Source organism: Candidatus Poseidonia alphae, from assembly GCF_943787815.1.
Taxonomy (GTDB): domain Archaea; phylum Thermoplasmatota; class Poseidoniia; order Poseidoniales; family Poseidoniaceae; genus Poseidonia; species Poseidonia alphae.
The window spans coordinates 54518-76603 of record NZ_CALSNW010000002.1 but is presented as its reverse complement, the minus strand read 5'-3'; the positions used below and the strand labels follow the sequence as shown (position 1 = coordinate 76603).

Here is a 22086-nt window from a genome sequence, read left to right as displayed (position 1 = left end):
AGAGGTCAGTCATCGTCGTCATCGTCGTCGTCATCGTCGTCATCGTCGTCGAAATCTCCGTCTTCATCGTCATCCCAGTCTTCATCTTCTTCGTCGAAGGCGCCTTCACCGTAGTCAATAGAAGTCTTGCTGGCCACAGTAAACACCAAGGCTAGCGTGATGACGGAGAGAACCACAAAGATCCAAGCGAGTGGATTCTCACGAACCGAGTCCAACCAACCGAGGTATTCGCCGTAAGCAATGGTCACGGCGTGTTCGGCGGAGTTGTCATCATCGTTAGCTTCTGGAATCATATTCTCCTCATCGACCACAACTCGAACGCGGTCAACTTCCTTGGAGTCCCATTGGGCGGTTACGAACAATGTTTCGCCTCCATTTATTCCGGTTAGTGAGACGGTTTCAAAGGGCTTTTCATCATCACCAGCATAGAATGAAACCATGAATCGCGTTGTCGTATTTCCACCGGCGTTAAACACATGAGCAGTAATATCAACCTTTGAGCCAGGGGCGATGTGATCATCGCTCATTTCGATGTTGCTGATTCGCAATTCAGGCCCAACAGCACCCAGACGCACCCATTGTCGCTCAAAGTCAGTATCGTCAACAGCAAGTTCAGGAACTGGGCTTGCTTCAGAATTTGACACCAAGGGGAATTGATTTCCAGCAGCGTCATATCCTGTCAGATAGAAACCTACGAAATCCCCTGCCTTGGGAACAATGGTTCCACCCGCTGTAACATCGAGAACTCCAGTCCACATCACGGTTTGTCCGTCTTGTTGCATGCCGAGAAGCGTTGAACCTGCACCGATGGTCATGGTGCGAGTTGAGTCGCGCATGACCCAGTGAACCATTTGCTTCGAACCGGTTAGGTCTGCGTCTTCAGTTCCTTGGAACTCGACAGGAATTTGAGTGAGGTCGTTACTAGCGGAGATGTCAATCACATTGAGAGGTGAGATTCGACGGGTTACACGCGGTGATGCATCATCCACTACCACTTGCAAGGTTGTTGAAACCAATGTCCCTGTCATGTCTTCTCCACGTCCTGGAATGTTCGTAATTGAAATCAAACATGTTCTTGAGGGGGAGGACTGAAGCGTGAGAGCAGATGAAAGCGGAACTTCAACTGAATATCCACCTTCGCTGGTGAGTGACCCATCGGACCATAACTTCTCACCATCAAAGACTTCGACAAGGATACCGACATCTCGTGGGGCTGCGGTTTGGCTGCCTTCGTAAACAACTCGTCCTGTAAATGCTAGACGGTCATCTTTGCGAACGCGGCTGCCATCAGCGACGGGTCCAATACGAGGCTCACTGATGTCTTCAACCTCAAAGTCTGTCGGCGAGAGAACCAAGTCGTTTTCAACCCTAAAGGTGTGTTCTAGAAGCAAGATTCGAGATGGGTCTGAACTTCCAAGTTCTTTGTAGACAAGAGCAACATCGCCCATTTCTTCATCTGGCCAGTCCCAACTGATGATGAAGTTGAATTCTAACATGATCCATGGGAGACCTGATTCATTGGTTGTCTCAACCATGCTGCTGGTTGGTAGTAAGTCAAGGTAAGGTGAATCTGACCAGAACGTGTTGTTCAAACCAGAATAAGAGATGCTTTGAGCGTCACGTTCAGGGTTTGGCCCCTCAAAGTCAAAGACGAGCGAGATGTATTCGAAGTCAATTGCAGTGTTTGCGTCTATGAACCCAAGGGAAATCGTTTGGTGCATTCCAGCATAAACTGCTTCGTTATCTTCGTGGCCAAGCCACTCAAGTCCAGTGAAGACAGCTGCAGAGTCTTTTCGTGTTCTGAAGGTTGCATCATCGTATGAGAAGCCTTCTTCCGATTCGAACTTGAGAAGTTCGTCTTCCGCATTCATGACCGTGTAGTGCAACGGGTTTCCGGCCTGGTCGCCACCGTCCCAATAATAGGAAACCCGGCCCATGTTGGGGTTACGGGAGGTGTCAATGCTCGTAATGAACCACTTGGAGCGGGCTTCTGTAGTATTGCTTACTGTTTTACTCGCATACTCTTCGGGGTCTGGTTCACCGTTACGGTTCAAATCATGGTCCGCCTCAACCCAATATTTGAGCGTGAGTTGCATGGGGTGACCTACTTTGTCCTCAACAAGAACACGAATTGGTTGTTCGTTGGCAGCGGCTTCGTACGCGCCCTCCTCAGGAGAGACGGCCTTTCGTTCAGGATGGGTTGCATCGATCTTGAACGTCCGTTGCCAGTCGGCATTGGGTTGTTGAACATGGTCAGGATTTCGTTCGTTGTATGTTTGCACTTCGTAGGTCATTCCATCAGGGACATCGATGTTCGGAAGGTCAATGGAAACGAAAAACGAGCCGTTGAAATTCGTCGTGTCCCGAGCCGTGCTCTCTACGTATCCGTTTCGTGAAATTCGGACGTCAAAGGCGCTGTCCTTTGGGGCATCTTGAGTGTCTTGGAACCACATTGCTCCTGCGAAGTGAATCTGCTCGCCTGCTGCAACCCAAGATTGGTCAGGGGTATCCAAAGAGGTAACTTCCCCATCATTGTCACGTACTTTCAACCAGCCAAGGCCAAAGGAGCGGTTGACTTCAAGACCCAATTCTGAAGTAAGGGGTAGAGGAGCGTATCCAGCAGTACCGCTGTCGTCCAAGCATCCCGTGCGGAAGCGAACGTTGCTCTGGTCGGGGAATTCACTGGTAACGTAAAACATCCAGTGGATTTCCAAAATCCCGTTGCTCTCAACGGAATATGAATTCGAATCCATGACGACATACTGACCCGGGTCATTGGGCGCAGGGAAGACATCTCCATACTGCCAGGAAAGAATTGGGTTGTTGGCCATTGAATTGGTTCGGAGTTCAAGTTCTGCACTTACCATTGAGGTAGCACTTTCTCCGATAATGTGGCGTGTAACCACCTCATAGGGCGTAGTACGCTCATGGAGGATTTCACCTTCGGGAATGGATATGTCCAAGTTTACCGTTTGCATGATGTACGTTATTTGGAAGGATTCAAGGGTCAGCATACCTGCAGAGCTGGAGGTTAAATCGATTGGGATGTCAACGATACCTGAACCGGTGTCGGGGATGGCAGTGTTCAATGTGCTCACAATCGTATTTCCAGACATACTTGAAGTCACAGTCAGGGGCCCAAGAAGGGCGCCGCTCTGGGCAGAGCGCTTGTAGACGTTCTTCCCATCGATGTCAATCCCAACTTGCTGAGGAGCATTGGAGTGCAGTGCAATCGTCAAGTCCGTTAGTGAAGGACTGAATCTTGATTGTGAGGTTGAAAGTTCAATTCGCAAGCAAAGGTAATATCCGGTTCCAGTCATTGATTTGGTCTGATTAGGAGATGTAAACGAGACAACTCCGCTGCTGCTAGAAGAACAAGATGTGGACGAGCTGTATCCTAAATTGACCCTAATGGAGGTTGAAGACGGTCTTGATTCGTTCCAATCAACGGTTGCGGCGACCGTTGTTTTTGTACCGCTCCCTACGTAGTTGTAGGCATAATAGTATCCTGAGGTTTGATAATTTGTTGTATAACTTAACGCCACATCACCAAGAACCGGTGTTTTTGAAGCAGAACCGTTGAGGGTGGCTCTCCATAATATTGAGTTTCCTGTATTCAAGAACATCACTTTCTGCCCTATGGACGCGGCCTTCCATGTGGTCCCTCCATCGTTGGAGATATCGACCCGAATGCTTGTCCCTGCTGGCGTTGAACCAAATACTCCGCTAAGCGTAATTGAATCAACAGCTTGTGACAAACTCACGGTTTGCCCCACAATCATCTGAGTAGATACGGAAGAAGAACGGACGTCAAAGTGGGCGCCGTCGCCATAAACATGGATTTTTCGTTGCCCTTGAGAGCAATATGATGCGTAATAGTGGCAGGAGAAGTAGACCTTGTGGTCTTCTGTATCAACCATTCCGTAATGCCCTCCACCGGGCATAGTGCGTTGGCCTTGTGGATTCAAGAAGCCATTCTGAACGCTGTAGTAATAGTGAATGCTTTTGTAGCCCGTGTTGTAATAATAGACGTTGTAAGCGATGTTTGGCATGCTTACGGTGAGGCCGGCTCCATAGTCATAGTAATAGGACGTCGACATCATCAACCAAGAATTGTACACGACCGTTGGTGAGGCCGGATTTACTTCTTTGACGTAGTGATTCTGAGCGGAAGTATCGTAAATGGCGACGTACATCTTCCCGGTGTTATCGTCAAAATCGATTCCAGTCACATAATTTGGGTAATTGTAGCTGTACATGGCCTGACAGGTCCATTGCGTCTTGGCTGTGTTCAAACTCCACTTTGAAACGCTGTAGTAGGAGTAATGGGCGGTGTAAATATCACCGTTGTAAATGTCAGCGTCGTGGATGCTCCTGTAGGCATTTGTGTTGCATGGTGTGCCGTAGGACATTGACGCAGTGCCGAGGTAAACCCCAGTAGTAGCATTGTAGCGCATGATGGTCGGGCTGCTTGTCATAGAGGTTGACGTGTACCGGAGAACGTGAACTTGGTCATCGGATACGGGAATGGTAACTCCAGTGTACGTCCAAGATCCCCCAGAAACGGTGATGTCGCTGTATTTCTTGGTAGGGCTCACGTAGCCTTGGTCGCTAAGTGCAACGAATTCCCCGGTTGTGTTGATGGTTGCACTACCGATTTGACTGACTTGGCTTGAACTGCTAAATCGTGGAGAATATTCTGTTGGGTTGCCCTTCAAGTAGACCGACTGACCCGTCACTTCGAGGTTGTCTCGGTAAACCGTTTGGAACGGTGATGGGGCACTGCTGCTCTTTCCTTGGATTCTTCCATCGCCTTCGCCGCCGTAGTGGTCATTGGTTGTGAAGTTGGTCCATGAGGTTTGACTTGCGTCACCACGGAGGTTAAATTCTGCCGAAGTTACTTCAGCACCGTATGGAATTGAGACAACTCCTGCCGCACCGTTGCCGGCTTGAGAAAAGGTATGGGAATAACTCGTTGACCCGTCCTTAAATTGTGTTTCAGTTGTCGCAGCAATCGCTAGAGGCGAGAGCATTGATACTACGAAGAGAAGCGAAAGAAATATTCCAAGACGCATGATTTCCACCTACAGGTGGTTCCCCACTATTCGCATTGCATATGAATGATGCCCCTAGGGGTTACTTTCACGTCCGCCACCTGACCGATTCCAACGCATGAAAACCGAGGGTTCAAGAGGCCTTTAGCAGTGCATTAGACAGGCGAGCCCATGAGTGAAGAGAAATCCCTCCTACCCCGCATGTGGGAATCCCAGTACGGAAAGCAATACGGGATTACTGCAATTGTTGCTGGCGCAAGCGGCGCTTTACTGGCCTTGTGCGCATACCAACTTTTGTTCTTGCAAGATCACGCCGATTGGAGCAAACATACCGGCTTAGCCTTAACGCTCGGATTTGTTTCGAGTATCGTGTTCCTCCTTGCCTTCCCTGAATTCCTCAGGTTTCGTGGCCACATCATCACCCTCGAAGAAATCATGGAAATCCAGTCCACTGCTGAATTACGCCGGCAAAAGAACGATGGAGACCTTTCAGCCCAAATCCTAGGAGCGGGATATCTCGCCCAATGGAATGAATTCCTTGATAGCAGAGGCCTCCGCAGATAAGCACGAGGACGCCCGATGTCAAGCCAAGACCCGTTCAAAACCTTGGTTCTCGAAATCGTCCTTGCGGTCGGAATGATCGCCTGTTTGGTCTTGGCGCTCTTCATTCACACCGGCTCAATGCCACCCCTTGTCGTGGTCGAATCGGAATCAATGGTACACAATGAAAATGGAGAAGTCGGGAGTATTGATGCTGGAGACCTCATTTTGGTGCATGACAATCCCGCAGATACCATCGTCACTTTTGCAGAAGCAACCGACTCAGGACATCCTTCTTACGGGTATGAGATGCATGGAATGGAAGGCGACGTCATCATTTATGCAAAGAACGGTGAAAATGGAACTCCCATCATTCACCGAGCGGTATTGAGGGCCGTTGCGGCAACGACGACTGCCCCTGACCGAACAGCAACACCACCTTGCCCTGTTGACACATCCTACGACGAAGAACTCGTTGGACCTGATGGTGAACTTGGCGCCTGCATCTGGACGTGGACCGTCCCAGGCACCTCTGCGGTGAATGTCAGCACCATCTCGATTCAATTCGACGGCGGAGATGCGGGTTTCTACGATTGCAAACGTCCCGCCCACGGGAATGTTGAGCCGCATCTCGTCGTTTGGGATTGGCGGCCAAAGCACGAAGGAATTCTCACCCTTGGAGACAACAACCAGTGCTCGGTTGACCAAGGGGCTTCAGCCACCAATGGTTCTGCGGGAGTGCACGGACAGAGCAGCGTAGTAGGGCCCATTCGCGACACTTGGGTTTTGGGCGTTGCGGGTGGTGAACTGCCCTGGATTGGAACGGTGAAACTGATGGTAGGTGGGCCGAACTCCTATGGAACTCAGGACGTTCCCAATTCCTCATTTTTAGCACTCTTTACGCTCATTGCTGCAGTTCTTCTCTCCCCGCTTTTCACCGAACGAGCCTTCAAGAGTATTCTTTCAGGAGCGCCGGAATTGAAGGAAACTTACATTGAAGATTCGCTCAAAGAATCAGAATAACCTGCACGCCAAAGGGCTTCTTCCATGGTTGACCCGCCACAAGCAACATGGTGTGCTTCTTGCAATGAAATGGTAAGGGTCCCTTTGGACCGTTTTCTACTCAATCTTTGGATGTTACGAAGTTCCCCTTCTGTTGGCTCCACCGTCCTCCTCTTCAGAACGGGTTCACCCTTGAGAAGAGCTATTTTGAGGGCTGATGAAGCATGTTCATGCCTTCCATTGCCCTGACTGGTTCGGTGTTCATTCACCTGTGAAACTCGGTACCCTTCACTCAGAAAACGGTTGATGAGCCGGTCACGGTGAAGAGGTGAGCCGTGCCCAATTCGCACGTCAACAACCATGGGGCCGTAGACGCGAACCAGACCGATCACGTGTGAAACGGCATCTTCTACCGATTCATCTTGTGATTTCCCAAGCAACATTCCTTCGACCAACCAAGCACAACCCGGGCGAGGGCCGGGGTCAATTCCAACGGTCAAGCGATGGACGACCTCCAATTCACGAAACGAGCGATAAAGATGGTGGACAGCATCCTCCACTCTTTCTGCAGTGGTTCCGATCCCATTGCCACCAAATCGTTCGACTTCATCGGGTGTTCCAAACCACCATCCATGCGGGTCGGGAAGCTCTTGTTCAAGGTCAACAAGTTGCGCATTGAGGTGTTTCGATTGAAGTTCTCGCAAGAGACGGTAAGCCATACGAAAATCATCGGTTCGCACGTACACCGTCTGCACAGAATACCCTTATTGCCCGTCCCGTTCTAATCTATCGGTAAGCGGCTCATGTCAAGAACGAAGCAAAACGCTCACGGCGAAGGGCTTCCTTCCGAAGTCATCAAGAACGATGGACAACGATGTTGGGCCATGACGGGCGCCTATGAGCGGGAACTTCGCGAGGTCCTTGCAGGAACCGAGAAAGGCGTCAAGGCTGTTTCTCGGTCGTGCTCTCCGGAAGAAAAGGCGAGGATGTATCTCATCCAACGCCGGCCGTTTTTGGTTGTTCGTGCAGCAGGGTCCGGCATGGAAGGAAGCGGTGACCTCCTCGCTCTTAGGGGGGATTGTTGTTTTCCCATTGAAGTCAAAACTACAAAGGCGGATAAATTGTATTTTTCAGGGCGGACAAAAGATCAACTGAACGCCATGATACGAGAGGGTGAACGGTCAAACCTCATGCCGTTGTACGCTCATAGAAGAAAAGGCGTTCGTGGAGATTCATGGAGGCTCTTCCGCGTCGAGACCGATGGACTTACCGGGACATTGAGGCGTCTGGTTTCTCATATTCCGGCCTTACCTCTCAATCGCAATGGAACTCCGTTCATTGATTGGGAACAAGGAATGCCCCTCAACAAGTTCATCTCTCTGCTCTGCTCTCATGAAGGAGAAAGTACCGTTGCTTTGAAGAAATTGAAACAGCGTGCTGAAAAGCAAGGCGTTCAAACAAGTGTCGCTCAACCTTCCCCGAGCAAAACAAGTCAAGACATCTTGGCTGAACTTGAACGACGGCGCTCATCGGTTGTGAGTCAAATCCTCAGAAATAAGGAACAATAAGCGTGAACAAGAGCATGCCCAGAAGGGCGAGCGAGGAATAACTCGACGCACGTTGAGACAAATGGTCCACCCACATAGGATGCAAATCCCACAGTTTGAGTTTACGTCCAAGTCGTTTTACCCCGCTCAAGCATGAATGCACGATGTCTTTCAGCATGTGGCCTCCATCAAAAGGAACCATAGGGATGAGATTGGTAAACCCAAGGAGAATATTGACCCACATGAGCCAAAAGAACAAACTCGTCAGGAACAGCAACCCATTGGTACCAAGGATTGAGGCAAGAACGCCATCGCCAGCTACCAACAATGATTCTTCAAACGGGTGTATCGCAACACCGTTGAGTTCGAAGGGAGCGATCATGATGCCAATCAGGTGAAATGGAATCGTTGTTGCCCGTTGGCCCAGTGTAGCCTCGCACCCGCAAACCAAGTCAAAGCGTGGGCCAATCGGACCAGCAAGACGGTCAATTCCCGAGGTCCCGTCTGAAACCCCTACGACTCCGAGAAATGCGGAACCGGGCGTTACCCCCATGGATTCGAGAGTTTTGTTGTCTGCACCCAAACTTAATCGGTAAGCATGGTAGTCAGTGAGCGTTACTGTTAGCGTCTCCCGTTCGCCGCCCTCATGACGCACAACAAGGTCAACAGTGTCATTAGCACCGTACAGAGCCAGTGTTTCCCTGAATGACGTTGTACTTGTTACAGGGGTTCCATCGATGGAAACAATCGTGTCCCATGGTTCCATCCCTGCGTCATATGCACCTTGATCCACTACGATGCCACGGACGTGAACGCCATCTTCAGCGGCCGCAAAACTTCCAGCAATCCCTCCGAGGAGGAGGAGCATGATGAACGATGCAAACAGATTTGTTGCAGGCCCAGCGGCAAACATTCGCAAGCGCTCTCTTCTTGGTGCCCGGAAAAGTTCCTCAGATTGCGGTTCAGCAAATGCTCCAAGGGGAAGCGGTCCGAGTTGAAGAAGACCAAACGATCGTATTCGCATACCGTGAGCACGAGCGAGTAAGCCGTGCCCGAGTTCATGAATGACCAGCGAGACAATGAAGGCCATTACTCCCCATCCGAGTGGAATCACAGGGTTGATTCCGGGGATTGCAACCAGTTCACTCGCCGTAGGGGGCGGGGCTGTTGAAGGATACAAGATTGAACTGATGAAGGCCAATGGGACCAACAGACCCACAACCAACATAGAAATAGAACAAATCCAAAGAGAAAGTTCACCGTATGCTCTCCAGAATCTTCGGGGCTTTGCGAGTCCCTCAAGCAACCGCTGACCGCGCTGCGTTCGAACCATCAGCACGATGCCCAGGGCTCGTGTTGCATTCCATCGGTCCAGTGTCCCGTTACGCTCCCAAGTTTTGATGAGAATGTACCACGCGAAAAGCAAAATAAAGAGCAGACTCCAGTTCGCCTGGATTGAACCCCAACTTCCCACCATAAACACCCGACGGTCTGTTCTGCCTTGAACGTTGATATGGGTCTTGGAACAAAAATTGAACAAACCTTCATCATGGGTCGATGGGTGCTTTAACCGTGCTTAACTACAACATGGCCATCGAAGTGTGGTGTGAAAAAGCCTGGGGCGAAACTCCCAAGAAAATTTCAGAGTGGGCATCAAACGATGAAACCGTTCAGGTATTTTTACGCCTCTCAGCCAGCGTATTGATTGCTGATTTCGAACTGAAAAAAGACGGAACACTCACGATTCGCCAACACTTGCACATCCCTCTTGAGACGTGGAATCCTGGCTCTATACAGGGGATACGCACCCCCGAGGGGAAAACGCGCTTTTCTCACCGCAGACAAACCATCTATCTCTCCAGCGAATTACGAGCCCCGGAATGGGGTGCTGCATTACTTGAGGACTGGTTATTGGGCATGCGAAGTGATGTGAACAGGCCGAAAGACCGAGCGCAACGCCTTGCAGAAATAAACCGGATGAAAACCTCTGTAGAACGCAACTTGGAAACTGCAGCGGTTGAACATGTGAGCAAAGAGATCAGCGAACTGGATACGCGCATTGACCGTATCGGTAACAATCTCGCCGAGTGAACTCAGTCCATGGTCGTGTCAATGCCAGGGAACAAATCAGCTCCTTCGCGATAAACCGTTCTCATGTTGCTGATGAAGTTCTTTTCCTTTACAACAATGGTGTATTCCTTGATGCCGTAATCTTTCTCGCCATCCAGCATCTCAAGCAAAATTTCGAGCGTAAGGCGTGCTCCTTCCCGATGCGGGTAGGCAAAGATGCCCATAGAGACCGGCGGGGAAACAATCGATTTGATACCGCCCATTTCCTCAATGGTCGCAAAGAGATTTGCGTAGGTTTCAGGGAGAAGTTCTCGACGCGCCTCGTCTTGATTTGGTCGACGGCAATCCGGACCTACAACGTGAATAATGTGCTTGTAATTCTCACCGAGAGAAAACGGCTCAGTGACGACATTCTTTGTCACAGCACAAGGTGGAGCGTTAATTTTACGCATCTCAAGGCAGATGTTTCGAGTGACTTGTGTCAATTCTTTTCCAGCCTTCATGTGAATCATGCTGTCAATGCCTTCGCGCCCTGAAAGACGGTTGTTGGCGGGCGTAATGAGGGCGTCTGCGGAGTGGTTCCAAACGTCGCCACCCATAACGCGGAGCACTCCCCATTTGCATTTTCGCGCCATGTAGAGTTCTGCCATCAGTCTACCAAGAGGGGCGACCCTACATATTAGGTTCGCATTATTTCCATGAAAATGCTCATAATCGTTGGAGCCATTGGTTGTTTCATCGCTTCCTTGAGCCGTTCTTGTGAACAGAAACCGATACCGCTAAAGTGGGCTCTACGGTCCACAACCCATGACCACGAAGGCAAACAGCCTAGCCTTCGTTATGCTTTTGCTGTTCTCATCACTGTCAGCGGTCGTTCAACCGCATGACCGTCTTCGTGATGAACCAATGGAAACCGAGTTGCCTGATTTGTTTGACGGCTTCTTTGTCGGTGAAAGTGAAGATGTCTGGAACATGACGCCTTGGCCCACGGTTGCCGTCCCGGATGGGTTTACTTACATGAGCGTCATTGACTACAGCGATGTCGGGGTTCTCATCAACAACCTTTCAGAAGAAAGCAGGACCATTGGGTGGGCCTTTGTTGCTGCAAGAAATATTTCTCTTGACCGAGTGTTCATCTTTAATCAAAGTGGAACGCCGGTTGGAGAAACCATCAATCGAGAAAAGTTCAACACGTATTTCGCTGAACCTTTCCTCGAAATGCTCCAAAACAGTTCATCATCATCACAACTCAATTACCTGGTGACCACCAAAGGAATCCCCCTACGCATTTCAGGTGGAGCAGACAAGGCCAGTTTTGATCAAGAAATCGCCTTGTTGGGAGGGACCTACAACAGTTCCATAGGAGCAAACAACTGGTTTAACCATGGCTACGGCCCGTTGGCCGGTCAAGAAATGAATTCCTTTACCAGAGATGAATACGGTTTCTTCCTCGTCACTCGGTTAACAGGCTACACCGTCGATACCGCATTGGAACTGATCGAACGAGCAAACAACAGCCTCGGAGAACGGGGAACGTTCGTTTTGGACCTGGCTACAAATCGAAACGGTTCGGGATACAAGTACTGGAACGATGACCTCTACACTGCGAATTCAACGCTGAACGGCAGCATGGGTTTGCCGGTATTTTTTGACCAAGAAAGTCAATTTGTCACCAACCTTTCCAACGTCATGGGCTATGCTTCTTGGGGCAGTAACGATGGTCATTGGGATACAAATCGAATTCCAAACTCTGGTTTTGACACAACCGATGCTGCATGGGGCATGGGCACCAGATATTGGGAACACACGCTACCTGCGGTCAGCGCTGACGAAGGGTTCTCTTGGGGATATCAAAGCGGAATCAAGCAAGGAGGGTCCGGAGCCTTGGAAGGAATCCTGGACACGAACTGTTCGGGCCAGGATGGGACGGCTGTGGCGGGGCTCTTAGCAGAATACTTCGACAACAGCGGAATCTCCGTTGGCAGCACAATGCCGGACTTGACCACCCGTGAACCCAACGCCATACGGGTTGAACCGACACTTGACTGGACTTCGAGAGGGTCGGCCTACCCTGGCTTAGATGCTCGATTCAATACCCATTGGAGTGGAAGGTTTACTGGAATCATCACCGTACCAGAAACCGGAAATTGGACCTTCCATCTCGAAAGCGATGATGGTTCCGAGCTTTGGCTCAACCACGCCAGTTTGGTTCAGAACCATGGAATGCACGGCATGAGGACCGTTTCAAATTACATCAATCTAACAGCAGGAGAACACGACCTGCGCGTTGAATTCTACCAAGGTGGAGGACCTCACGGACTTCGTTTGTTCTGGGAGGGGCCCAATCAATCCAAAGCGATCATACCAACATCTGCCCTAAGTGTATCATCCATGGAAGGCCCACAGCCGAATTATCTTGAGCATCGTTGGGATTTTGAAGAGGGAACGGGAACTCAGACCAACGACAGTTTAGGAGATGCAAATCTTTCCTTTTACGGCATGAACGCGACCAATTGGGTCACATGCCCCGGCGGCTCATGTTTGATGTTTGACGGCCAAGACGATTACATTGAAGTTGATGTGGAGGACTGGTCCGGGAACTTCACCGTCAGTCAATTTGTAATGACGAACACGACCAATCAGCCCGCCTACGCTTCCACCTTTGCTTCAGGAGACACAGCGGGGTCCAATGCATCGTTCCAACACATGATGCAATCCTCAGGATGGTACCTCCACAACGACCAAACCAATTTCTTTGGCGACGTAACAACCGAGCGTTGGGCTCACCTTGCAACAGTTTTTGACAACGGAACCGTCCGTCAATATTTCAACGGCCAGTACGTTGGGAGTACCACTGCACCTTCAGGGGACTTCAATAATTTCGACCTCTATCGTATGGGTGTTAACCGAGCAGGTTCTTCCTTTTTTGAAGGAAAAATTGACCGAGTGCTCGTCTATTCCACAGCCTTATCACACAGTGAAGTGCATCAAATTTCACGCGAGATCCTTCCGAACTGCCAAGTCTATTCGGGTACAAATCAGGAAACTACAACCATTTGGCAAAACATCACGTTGCCCGAAAACCACACCTCTCACGCATGGCTTCTGAGTTCATACGGCATGATTGAAGGCTCCATTGGAGGGACTTACACGCTCCAAGTTGAAGCCAGAGATGCTAACGGAGCCTTGCTTTCGACCAATCGTTCGTCGGGTAAAACCTTCGAAACCAACTGGAACAGTGACACCCTAAGGTTCCGGCCTCATCCCCAGGCAGTCTTGTTCAACATCAGTATTGAAGTCATGATGACTGGTTTTTCTCAGGAAGGCTCCATGTTCCTAGACACCATGAGGTTGCAGGCAATCCGCCCTCATATGGATTGGGTCAACGGTTCAATTGCAGAAACTGCAGTATCGACCGGTGGGCGTTCATTCAATTGGAATACCAACTACGGGCAATCGCTGGTAGCTGACCTGATCGAAGACGGTGTGTCGGGAGTCAAAGGCTATGTCTACGAACCCTATCTTACTGCAGTTGGCTATCCCAGCGTCTTGCTTCCGGCTTATGCATCGGGGTACAATCTCGCTGAAAGCCACGCTGCCGCCAGTACGGTTTCGGGTTGGATGGGCGTAGTGGTCGGCGACCCCAAAATGGCCGCTTATGCTGACCTCATCCACGATATCAATATCGTCGACGCACGCGTTGTGGGCGAGGTCAATGTTGGTGAGCCAACCTTGGTCCAAGTTGCGGTTGAAAACCTCGGCATGGCTCCTTCAAACGGTTCGTTAATGATTCAATCAAGAATCGGGAACGTCGTTCTCAACGAATCAATCCTTGAAATGCCCGCTGGGGACCAGCCCGGTAGCAGAACAATCGTCAACCTCACCATTGAGCCAACACAACCTGGATATTTTGAAATCCGTGTCCGATACGTCAATGCTTCCAACGAGCAACGAATTGAGAACAACATGGTCTTATTGTCTCTTTTTGCTAACGAGGCCCCGAACATCATCAATGGTTACTGCAACGCACCAACCTTGACCAGAGGCGGGTATACGGTATGCACTGTACAGGCTCAGGATGACACGAACGTCACGAGGGCAACGATGAGTTGGCAGATCGTTCCAGACAACAAGTCCGTGAATGAAAGCCGCTGGGTTCAGCAAAATATGGGTCAAATCGACAGTTCTCGCTGGCAGGCAACACTCATCATACCTACAGATGTTGAACTTGGAGAAATCGCACTGCGAATTCATGTCTATGACATTGCAAACATGAGCGATGAAGCAACCTATCTGAACGTTACAAGAATTGTTGATGCCCCTCAAACATGGCACGGACCTCATGTTACGGACCTTGACCCGCCCTCATGGAACCGTGCATCCAATCTACCCAACAAACCCAGTGAAGGTATTTTGCGCCACCGTACTTACACCCTAACCAGTTGTGCTAGTGATGCGGACTTTGATGTGATGCAACCTCCCCCAGTGTTTTCTGTATCGAGGGGAAACCTGACCAATACAACATCCGTTGTACCTCACGATGTCAACATCTACTGTTACAGTTCAAATTTATCGCTTGAACCGGGCATGTCTCTCGAGGATGTTGATGTTCAAGTTCGGTCAATAGAAGGCTCGTTGTTGTTGCAACGGACTCTTCGTGTGGATGATGTCAACCCCGAAGTATCCCTGTCCATGGCCAATAGCAACGGGACTGTTCTTGATGCAGTAGTAGGCAATGGAAGAGAACACCTCATCGTTCAGGTATCGGACATTGATGACCCGGCCACCCCATTCATCGGCGATGTCATGGTCTATTGGCCAGGGAATGAAATGTTCCAAATTCCTCTTGACATACCGCAAGGAGTCTCAACAGTGAGCATTCCCCTGAGTCAAATTCCAACCGCTTTAGAATCCGGCGAACTTGTCATCGATATTACGGGCAGCGGCCTCCACGGTGGAACTGCCGATGCTACGTTGAGCATTCCCTTTGAATTCACATTGCCTGAAGTGGTCTTCATTGAAGTCTGTGATGATGAAGGCCCAACGCGCAACATGACGTTTGGTCAAACTGCAACCTTGGTCGTCGGCGTCCAAAGTGACCGTCCTCTTGAAAATCCAAGCGCCAGGCTCAGTCAATTAGGGCGTTCTATTGTGGCACCATTGACCGACGAACCCGCATGGGGCGAAGGCGATCCCCCAGAAGCATGCGCCGGTGATGAAAACCAAACCGACATGGGCTGGTATCACTTCCGTATCAAAGTTGATAACTCGTTTTCGGACGGCCCTGGAAAGATTGTGATGAACATTCGAGATGTTGACCGACTGCCAACCTCCCTCACCGTTGATATGATGTTCCAACACGCACCAACCTTACTCGGAGAATTCAATTCGTCGGCCGCATTACCAGGCGAGGACATCCAAGTTACGTTGCCGGTTGGAGACGAAGACGGCTTGCATACGGTCATTTGTTCGTTTACCATCCATGACCCGTCGGGGGCATTGCTCACGCAATCTGCTACGATGGCGGGTGAAGAGATGAACTATGAAGCAGAATTGAACTGGATGTACCCCATACCGGGATCACTAGCAAATCAAACGCTTAGCTTGGAGGTAGGTTGCCTCGATGATCAAGGCATCCGCGTTACGCAAACTGCAAACATCACCGTAGGCCCGCAGGAATCTTGCCCCAATTGTTCATCTAACGATTCAACTCGAGGAGATGCAGCAGACCAGAATGATACCCTTTCGGGTACAGCAATTGCTTCTCTTGGTTTGTTGGCTCTTATGATCATACTCGGAGCAATCGGGTTTGCGGTAAAAACGAACAAAAAATCAACTGAAGAGATGGATTGGGACGTTGAGGAAAATACCGGTCACGACCTTGAATCCATGTTTAACAACGACGATCTCATGGACCAGGAAGGGCCTGACCCTTCACAAGAAGAAGGCGCAGAGCACGACTTCATTCCGGATGGTTGGACAGAAGAGCAGTATCTTCAGTGGCTCGATGGACCTGCGCCAGAAGGATGGGGAGTGGAGCAATGGACCGACTATGTCGCCGAACATAAGGCCAAATTAGACCTCCATGAAATAGTAACGGAAGGATGATGAAGACGAACAGCGCCCCTTGACTTGAGCAGCATGGCCGTCGGATACGTATTGATTAATGTCCAACCTGGTACCGAACAAAGCGTGTACGAGTTGATGAAAGCCCTTCCTCATGTTGACGACGCTACGGTGTTGTTTGGAGACCATGATTTAATTGTCAAGCTCATAGCTGATGACCTCGCTACCATTGCAAAAGCAGTTGTTGAGCATATTCGTCAAGTCCCTGGGGTCATTGACACAAAAACTCTCGCTGGCGCAGAGTTCTAAAATCTAGTGATTGAGAAACCGCTCCACTGAGGGGTTATTCTTCGAAATAGCGGCTCGGAAAGGGGTACTGAACTCCATATGTGGCGCAGTCTTGCCTTTTTTCGGGAAAAGTATTATATGCTCGTTGAGGTAAGGCGTTACCGGAGGAAATCCAAATGTCAGACGGAAAAAAATACTTCGTTCTCATGGAGAATGGAAAAGATACGAGCCAGGTTTTTGCGAGCAAACAACCCCGCGGTGCGGCCCTTAAGGCTGCAACACGCGGACACGAACAAATCCGCCTACGAGAGCGTGGCACCAAGCGTGTCCACGTCTTCACAGGCAGCATCAGTATGGTTGACAAGCCAGTAGGCGGACCAGACTGGCTCCCAGACAAGATCAAGAAGGCCAACGTCAAGAAGCAAGGCATCGAGCACCTTTGAGTGCCCCGAGCCCTTCTTTACAGCCATCCAACTTGAACCATCAAGTTGAACAGCGCCCCCATCTGCTCTTCGGCGCAGATGCGGGCCTCAAACTCTTCTTTACTCGGCCTTACCAGCGTTAGCCACGAAACCATGGCTCGCTCGCCAGCATGACGATGGCTTCATAAACACGGTTTGTCATTCCACAACGTCCTCCGGGACATGGGATGCACACTCGCTTCGGCGAGAGGCGGTGACGCCAATGAATGAACGTGAAACGCGAACGCCACAACCAAAGGCCATGAAGCCAAGCCAGCAGCGCTTGGTTGAGGAAGATTTGAAGCTTCCAGCGCGCCTTACGCATCTTCGTCATCTCCCTTGGGCAGAATGTTACAAACGACAATTGCACGCTGAAAATAAGTCACTAAATACGCAGAAGTCCTACTTTTATGGACTTCGCAGTCTCGTTGAAACCACGTTGCATCGAGAACAAGTTCTGAGTGAATCTGAATACGAATCACTGAGCATTGAATCCCTTGCACAACGAATGGAACCAATGAACGGACGGATTGACCTCTGGGCCCACTCCATCGCTGGGCTTCGGCCAACGACGTACAATGCAAGACTTGCTGCAGCCCGCCATCTTCTCCGATGGTTGGGACTCATTTGGCCTGAGCATCTCCAACGCGCACGAACTGGAAAGCGCCTACCAAGAACCCTTACTCGTCGGGAACTGACGACCGTATTGGAAACAGCCTCTGTGAGTGAAAACCCTGCAACTGCGTTTCTTGTGACCATGATGCTGGATACCGGAATGCGAGTCAGCGAAGTATGTGGCCTCAACCTTGATGACATCGACGTGGATGATGCGTCGGCCCTTGTACGCGGAGGGAAGGGAGATAAAGACCGATTGGTATTGTTCACTGAGCGAACCCTTGAGCGGCTTCAAGCATGGTTACCCATCCGAACCGCACTGGTCGATGGATCTGAAGGCGCATGTTTGGTCAACCGGCATGGGCGTCGTCTTCAACCCCGTAGTGTTCAACGAATGATGGATGCATTAGGTGAACAAGCAGGCCTCCCCAAGGGAAAGTTAACGCCGCATGTACTTCGTCATAACTTCGCAACAGGTTTACTTGAACGAGGGGCAGATTTAGTCACCATTCAACGCCTGATGGGCCACGCAACGATCGCAACTACTCGCGTTTACCTTGAGATCTCAGACCAAACGCTCAGAGAAGTGTATCACCGAGCCCAAGCATTACGAGAAAACATGGGTCAACCCGAGCGGATTGAGGAACAAATGGTCGATACAACGCCTTCTACAAGTGCAAGTGGAATTGAAACCGAACTATGAGGTTGATTTTTTCCGTTTCGATATTTGTGCAGGCCCTGTCCATGCACGAGTCGGTTGAATCGTTTGGCCATGATGTCCTGTGATGGGGCAAAACTTTCCTGAGCGGCATCGCGAACAGTTTTCCTTCGAAGGCATCTCAACGGTCTTTCTAAGACGGCCGTATTTCCTCCGGGGCATGATAAGACTTCAACCGTGAAGGTCTTCAAAGGTAGCGGTGAATTCACTTCTTTTTGAACCAAGGCATGTCCTTTACAGACCGTGGCACCTTGATCGTTGGACCTTTACGGTCAGATTCAGTTTTGGTCTTGAGGGAGGAAACTGCTTTGGTCTTCTCCACGACACCTTCAGCGACATCTTGAGATTTCTTCATGACCTTTTGTGTGCTCTTCTTTGCCTTACTAGCGGCATTAGTGGCTTTTTTCTTAGCAGCAGAGGCCGCCTTTTTGGTACTGCCCTTCACTGAATCTTTAACCTTCGTTGCAGATTCTTTAACTTTGGTTGCAGCCTTTGCAGCAGCGAGGGTTTTTTTGGCGACGGCCACCGAAAGTCCCGCCTTTTGCAGAGATTTGGGGGTTGATTTAGCCAGTTTGGCTATTGAATCAATTTTTGCTGATGCTAATTTCTTGGCTGTTGCTGCTCCGACTCCAGGGAGCGAAGTCAAATCTTTGGGGGATGAAGGGGCTTTGGCTGCCATTATACCACTGCTCTACTCTTCCTTGACGCCGGACTTCAACCTTCCTCCTGTTGCGGCTGAACCACAAAGCGGTTTCTTCATGGCAATGAACCTCTTGGTTTGGGCATGGCGGAGACAACATTAGATCCCGCCAAGAGCGTCCTCATCGCCCAAGTCAAGCAGGCTGAAGCAAGCCATCGAATGGACGTGAGTAGCGCACTGCTCCGCAGTAAACACTTCAACGCGCCCCACAAGGTCGTGTATCTTGGAAACATAGCCACGACCTTGCTTGCACAATTACCTCATCCAGAAACTCCGGAAATGATAGAATCTCCCGGGTTTAACGAACAACGATGGATACTTGCCACTCGAAGTGGAGACATCACGGTACGCATTGCTTCACGGAGTTATTGGGCCTTTGGTTTGTTCAATTCCGGCTATCTCAACGTCATCACACTTACCGGCCCGGTGCGTGAACGGGCAAGAATCGTGTTTGACACCATGAGTGCTCTGAGCCACAAGGCGTGGGAATTTTCACACCCCAGAAGTGCTCAGAAATGGCTCTCTCGTCATGGTGAAGGTCAAACCAACAAAGAAAACGAACGCCAATGGTTGGGTCACAGAAGCAGAGCAAAAGCGGATTTGCAAGAGCAAATCGATCGCCTCAAGCAGCGTTGTGATGTTGTCCTTGGTCAGATTGAAGGCAAGAGCTTGGATGCTCTTCGCACCCACATCGAACATGAATTCCACATGGCTAAAGAAGCCCTACACGATGAAAATGCGCCCGGATTAGAACGAGCTCTTGCTCGAGTTGAAGCCGAATTGATTGCGATGGACCCCCGCGCATCCCCGATAGCCATTGATGCTCCTGCCGAAATTCTAGGGTCCCCGGATGATATTTTGGATGTCGATGAACCATCTCCCATGGATAAAATGGGGCGCATTGTTCCGGTTGAGCCCTCTTTAGAAGAGGTCCCCTTTGTGGATTTGACCTCCCCTCAACATGAAGAGGAATGAGTGAGATCGCCGCGTCGCGTTGATAAGGGGGAGGTTTCTCGCCACAAACGGTCGCCATGGCAACGAAGAAAAAGAAGAACGACGGCAGCGGTATTCAACAAGCTGCTGGATTGATTCGTTATTTCGACGAAGAATCGGAAGACTCGTGGAAGATTTCTCCCGCCCAAGTCTATCTTGCCTGCATCGGTCTTGGTGGATTCTTTTACCTCGTCAATCAAGGTGTCGTCCAAGCCATTTGGGCCATCTTTTCTTGATTCGCTCAAAGGGGCTGAATCATAACCACACGCTGTTCTAATTCAGCCATGCGTTTTGCAACTTCCAAAGCAACGTGAAGGTTTTCTGTTACTCCGAGCGTTTGTTCGCCGTGCTCATCTGCAACAACCAAACGGTGTGTAAGTTGATTCAAGGTGGATTGATCGATTCGCTCAAAAATCCAATGTTCGTTTTCAATACGGACCAGTGCAGGAACCTCTACCAAGGGACCCATACCCTTACCGGTTCGTTGTGCACGAGTGGTCAGCGATTGCAAATCTCGTATGGGCTTCCATACCCGATGTCGCAACGGCATTCTCACTTTTTTGTTCGTTTCTACTCCTGATCGAAAGGCTCGTGCCATGAGGGTCCCATCCCTAAAGTCCGAAGACTTGTACCGAATCGCTTCTTGTTGCCCTAATAAGAAGCGCGATGGATGCAGCGGCCCGCGAGCGGTTTTACTCACGGGTTCTGATGAGACCAGCGGTTCATTCCAAGCGTCATAAAGAGAGCATTTGCAATAAGTAGTGCACCAAACAGAATCACCAACGTCGCATAGGAGGCAGCAAACATCAATCCCAGAACAACGGGCAGCCCCAGAAATGCTGTCCAGCCGAGAAGGGGTTTGTGAAACAGCTCAAAGGGATGTTCTTCTAAAATCCAAGGCAAATTAAGGGTGAGGATGCCTGCGGCAAAAACCAAAGGAATCAGCAGCCAAAATGAAACTGAGAACAAGGAGCCTACTGGAACGCACAGATACAGAGTAAAACGAAGCCACCACAATTCAGGTCGATGGGCCGAATCGTAGCCCATGGTCGGAAGAAGCATGCTCAATGCACCTGCTAACGCGACAAAGGATGTTAGCCGCAAACTGACCAAAATGACTTGCGTCCCGGTTCCAAACAAGGCCACGTGATGAACAGAACCAACGCACACGAGAAAAGACAACGCCACTACGCTTCCATATCCCCAAGTCATCGAAATACTCTGCCCGTCCCCTTGACCCAATCCCGACTCCATCCAAGCAGCAGGAGCATGAACACAACAAATGAGAAGGCTGTAAACGAGAATCATCAACGCAACGGTCTGATTTGAATCATGCATCGGCCGGGCCCACCACTGTTCACTCAAAACCCCGGTTTGTGCTATGACGTAACAGGCAATAGGGAGGAGAATAAGCAATTTGAGAACGGCTCTTCGGAAGAGCAGTGAAGTTGAATCATTGGTCGTAAGAAGGGAAGTAGATGCTACGATTTCTCCCGACATGATGAGGAGAAGACAAAAGCAAACAATCGATGCTAGGCTCCACCATGATGCTAACGCAACCGTGGGTGAACTCGGTAATGAAGCGGGCTCGAAATAGCGTGAGTCCGGAAATAAAAGAACCACGCAAATCAGTATCCACCATCCACTGTGGCGCATCAACCCTTGCTGAACCGCTTGACGATGTTCATCCCCAACACCCCTTAGGCTGGGCAAGTTTGGGCTCAAAAGGGAGAAGACCATGAGGGACAAAAGTGCTCCTTCTATCGCACCTTGTCCCGTAAACATCAGCGTCAATTGGTCTGCTCTCGTAGATGCTGGAGTCAAGATTGTTGCTACTTCAAGGTGGCTAAAGTCCAGAGAAAATATTGCATTTGCCCTGTAAAGGATCAATCCACCGACCATGGCGGGCGGAGCCCACTTGTAGACAAGTCCCAATACACCTCGTTCTTCGCACCAAGGCAGAAGGCTGGGGGCAAAACACCAGAGCATACACCCCCCGAACATGAGAGGCAAATACCAAGGTGCCACGTCT

At 50.2% G+C, this 22086-nt stretch carries 17 protein-coding genes; 10 read left to right on the top strand and 7 right to left on the bottom strand.

Going from position 1 to position 22086, the window contains the following annotated elements; all coding sequences use genetic code 11:
• Positions 1-5 precede the first annotated feature (5 nt).
• Positions 6-5075 carry a CARDB domain-containing protein gene (locus tag AAA857_RS04140; protein ID WP_338173416.1) on the bottom strand — a complete coding sequence of 1690 codons (5070 nt, stop codon included), beginning with the start codon at positions 5073-5075 and terminating at the stop codon, positions 6-8.
• 150 nt (positions 5076-5225) lie between these two features.
• On the opposite strand from AAA857_RS04140, the gene AAA857_RS04135 reads away from it, so the two are divergent.
• Together AAA857_RS04135 and AAA857_RS04130 are read left to right on the top strand one after the other, a co-directional pair.
• On the top strand, positions 5226-5618 hold the full coding sequence (locus AAA857_RS04135; protein ID WP_338173414.1) for a hypothetical protein: 393 nt from the start codon (positions 5226-5228) through the stop codon (positions 5616-5618).
• A 15-nt stretch (positions 5619-5633) separates the two neighbouring features.
• Positions 5634-6617: a S26 family signal peptidase gene (locus tag AAA857_RS04130; protein WP_338173412.1), complete on the top strand. Its 984-nt coding sequence runs from the start codon at positions 5634-5636 to the stop codon at positions 6615-6617.
• On the opposite strand, the gene AAA857_RS04125 is transcribed toward AAA857_RS04130, so the two are convergent.
• Positions 6584-7351, bottom strand: coding sequence for a hypothetical protein (locus AAA857_RS04125; protein ID WP_338173410.1), 768 nt, complete (start codon positions 7349-7351; stop codon positions 6584-6586). The genes AAA857_RS04130 and AAA857_RS04125 overlap by 34 nt on opposite strands.
• A gap of 48 nt (positions 7352-7399) precedes the next feature.
• Here AAA857_RS04125 and AAA857_RS04120 point away from each other — a divergent pair, with 48 nt between their 5' ends.
• Positions 7400-8164 (top strand): hypothetical protein, encoded by a 765-nt coding sequence (locus AAA857_RS04120; RefSeq protein ID WP_338173408.1) that lies wholly within the window; start codon positions 7400-7402, stop codon positions 8162-8164.
• Here AAA857_RS04120 and AAA857_RS04115 read toward each other — a convergent pair.
• Entirely contained in the window at positions 8145-9620 is a 1476-nt protein-coding gene (locus AAA857_RS04115) for a site-2 protease family protein (protein WP_338173406.1), read from the bottom strand. The two genes, AAA857_RS04120 and AAA857_RS04115, sit on opposite strands and share 20 nt — an antisense overlap.
• A gap of 95 nt (positions 9621-9715) precedes the next feature.
• On the opposite strand from AAA857_RS04115, the gene AAA857_RS04110 reads away from it, so the two are divergent.
• Positions 9716-10234 carry a hypothetical protein gene (locus AAA857_RS04110; RefSeq protein ID WP_338173404.1) on the top strand — a complete coding sequence of 173 codons (519 nt, stop codon included), beginning with the start codon at positions 9716-9718 and terminating at the stop codon, positions 10232-10234.
• A gap of 2 nt (positions 10235-10236) precedes the next feature.
• On the opposite strand, the gene AAA857_RS04105 is transcribed toward AAA857_RS04110, so the two are convergent.
• Entirely contained in the window at positions 10237-10863 is a 627-nt protein-coding gene (locus AAA857_RS04105; protein ID WP_338173402.1) for a macro domain-containing protein, read from the bottom strand.
• Positions 10864-11020: 157 nt separating this feature from the next.
• Between AAA857_RS04105 and AAA857_RS04100 the strand changes: the two genes are divergently transcribed.
• The 4 genes from AAA857_RS04100 (at position 11021) to AAA857_RS04085 (ending at position 18346) form a co-directional block, all read left to right on the top strand.
• Entirely contained in the window at positions 11021-16321 is a 5301-nt protein-coding gene (locus tag AAA857_RS04100) for a TIGR03790 family protein (RefSeq protein WP_338173399.1), read from the top strand.
• Positions 16322-16354: 33 nt separating this feature from the next.
• Entirely contained in the window at positions 16355-16588 is a 234-nt protein-coding gene (locus tag AAA857_RS04095) for an Lrp/AsnC ligand binding domain-containing protein (protein ID WP_338173398.1), read from the top strand.
• 155 nt (positions 16589-16743) lie between these two features.
• Positions 16744-17010: a non-histone chromosomal MC1 family protein gene (locus AAA857_RS04090; RefSeq protein WP_338170917.1), complete on the top strand. Its 267-nt coding sequence runs from the start codon at positions 16744-16746 to the stop codon at positions 17008-17010.
• Between the two features lie 241 nt (positions 17011-17251).
• Positions 17252-18346 carry a tyrosine-type recombinase/integrase gene (locus AAA857_RS04085; RefSeq protein ID WP_338173396.1) on the top strand — a complete coding sequence of 365 codons (1095 nt, stop codon included), beginning with the start codon at positions 17252-17254 and terminating at the stop codon, positions 18344-18346.
• 220 nt (positions 18347-18566) lie between these two features.
• Here the strand turns inward: AAA857_RS04085 and AAA857_RS04080 are convergent, their stop codons facing one another.
• Positions 18567-19040, bottom strand: coding sequence for a helix-hairpin-helix domain-containing protein (locus tag AAA857_RS04080; RefSeq protein ID WP_338173394.1), 474 nt, complete (start codon positions 19038-19040; stop codon positions 18567-18569).
• A gap of 105 nt (positions 19041-19145) precedes the next feature.
• Here AAA857_RS04080 and AAA857_RS04075 point away from each other — a divergent pair, with 105 nt between their 5' ends.
• Both AAA857_RS04075 and AAA857_RS04070 read left to right on the top strand, forming a co-directional pair.
• Positions 19146-20036: a hypothetical protein gene (locus AAA857_RS04075; RefSeq protein WP_338173392.1), complete on the top strand. Its 891-nt coding sequence runs from the start codon at positions 19146-19148 to the stop codon at positions 20034-20036.
• A gap of 56 nt (positions 20037-20092) precedes the next feature.
• The gene (locus AAA857_RS04070) at positions 20093-20290 is read left to right on the top strand and encodes a hypothetical protein (protein WP_338173390.1); all 198 of its coding nucleotides are present in this window, start codon (positions 20093-20095) and stop codon (positions 20288-20290) included.
• Between the two features lie 5 nt (positions 20291-20295).
• On the opposite strand, the gene AAA857_RS04065 is transcribed toward AAA857_RS04070, so the two are convergent.
• Together AAA857_RS04065 and AAA857_RS04060 are read right to left on the bottom strand one after the other, a co-directional pair.
• Complete coding sequence (locus AAA857_RS04065) at positions 20296-20652, bottom strand: hypothetical protein (RefSeq protein WP_338173388.1); 357 nt, start codon at positions 20650-20652, stop codon at positions 20296-20298.
• A gap of 98 nt (positions 20653-20750) precedes the next feature.
• Positions 20751-22043, bottom strand: coding sequence for a hypothetical protein (locus tag AAA857_RS04060; RefSeq protein ID WP_338173386.1), 1293 nt, complete (start codon positions 22041-22043; stop codon positions 20751-20753).
• Positions 22044-22086: the final 43 nt, after the last annotated feature.